The following is a 1939-nucleotide window of genomic DNA, read 5'->3' as shown; positions in this document are numbered from 1 at the left end:
AGAGCTTGTTTACGCGCATATGGAGACAGCATAGAAGCCGTATCTGCATACGCAACTTTCGTATTCAATCCAGCACGCAGTGCAGCCGCTGTATCCACCAAACCAGTTGTTGTAGAACCGATCAATGAACGTAATGTAGAAGCTGTGTCATTCAAAGCTTGTTTACGAGCGTATGGAGACAACATAGAAGCTGTGTCAGCATACGCGACTTTCGTATTCAATCCAGCACGCAATGCAGCTGCCGTATCCACCAAACCAGTCGTTGTAGAACTGATCAATGAGCGTAATGTAGAAGAGGTATCAGCCAGGTCAGAACGCATTGCCGCGTCGTTGCTGTTGATTTTGCTACGCAATGCTGCTGCTGTATCCACCAGACCTGTTGTTGTAGAACCGATCAGGGTACGCAGTGTAGAAGCTGTGTCATTCAAAGCTTGTTTACGCGCATATGGAGACAGCATAGAAGCGGTATCTGCATACGCAACTTTTGTATTCAAACCAGCACGCAGTGCGGCTGCTGTATCCACCAGACCTGTTGTTGTAGAACTGATCAGAGTGCGCAGCGTAGAAGCAGTGTCGTTCAGAGCTTGTTTACGCGCATATGGAGACAGCATAGAAGCCGTATCTGCATACGCAACTTTCGTATTCAATCCAGCACGCAGTGCAGCCGCTGTATCAACCAGACCAGTTGTTGTTGAACCAATCAATGAACGCAGTGTAGAAGCTGTGTCGTTCAGAGCCTGCTTACGAGCGTATGGGTTCAGCATGGAAGCGGTATCTGCATATGCAACTTTTGTATTCAAGCCGGCACGCAGTGCAGCCGCTGTATCCACCAGACCAGTTGTTGTAGAACCGATCAATGAACGCAGTGTAGAAGAAGTATCAGCAAGGTCAGAACGGATAGCCGCGTCGTTGCTGTTGATTTTGCTACGAAGCGCTGCCGCTGTATCCACCAGACCGGTTGTTGTAGAGCTGATCAAAGAACGCAATGTAGAAGAAGTATCAGCCAGGTCAGAACGGATTGCCGCATCATTGCTGTTGATTTTGCTACGAAGTGCTGCTGCTGTATCCATCAAACCAGTTGTTGTAGAACTGATCAGGGTACGCAATGTAGAAGAAGTATCAGCCAGGTCAGAACGGATTGCCGCATCATTGCTGTTGATTTTGCTACGAAGTGCTGCTGCTGTATCCACCAGACCAGTTGTTGTAGAACCGATCAATGAACGCAGTGTAGAAGCGGTGTCGTTCAAAGCTTGTTTACGCGCATATGGAGACAGCATAGAAGCCGTATCTGCATAAGCAACTTTTGTATTCAAGCCAGCACGCAGAGCTGCTGCTGTATCGACAAGACCAGTTGTTGTAGAACCGATCAGGGTACGCAGTGTAGAAGCGGTGTCGTTTAAAGCTTGCTTACGCGCATATGGAGACAGCATAGAAGCTGTATCTGCATATGCAACTTTTGTATTTAAGCCAGCACGAAGCGCTGCTGCCGTATCAACCAAACCTGTTGTTGTAGAACTGATCAGGGTACGCAGTGTAGAAGCGGTATCGTTCAGAGCTTGCTTGCGAGCGTATGGAGACAACATAGAAGCGGTATCTGCATACGCAACTTTTGTATTCAAGCCAGCACGAAGCGCTGCAGCTGTATCTACCAGACCAGTTGTTGTAGAACTGATCAGGGTACGCAGTGTAGAAGAGGTATCAGCCAGGTCAGAGCGGATAGCCGCATCATTGCTATTGATTTTGCTACGCAGTGCAGCCGCTGTATCCACAAGACCGGTTGTTGTAGAACTGATTAATGAACGCAGTGTAGAAGAAGTATCAGCCAGGTCAGAGCGGACAGCCGCGTCGTTGCTGTTGATTTTGCTACGCAATGCTGCTGCTGTATCCACCAGACCTGTTGTTGTAGAACCGATCAGGGTACGCAGTGTAGAAGCAGTGT

The 1939-nt window shown here is 48.4% G+C and carries 1 protein-coding gene; it reads right to left on the bottom strand.

Annotation, left to right across the window (positions count from 1 at the left end; all coding sequences use genetic code 11):
- A partial coding sequence (locus ABD846_RS06130; protein WP_344823920.1) for a hypothetical protein occupies nt 1–1939 on the bottom strand: 1939 nt, incomplete at both ends.

The organism is Rurimicrobium arvi (assembly GCF_039540495.1).
Classification (GTDB): Bacteria; Bacteroidota; Bacteroidia; order Chitinophagales; family Chitinophagaceae; genus Rurimicrobium; species Rurimicrobium arvi.
This window is presented reverse-complemented; position numbering and strand designations above follow the sequence as displayed.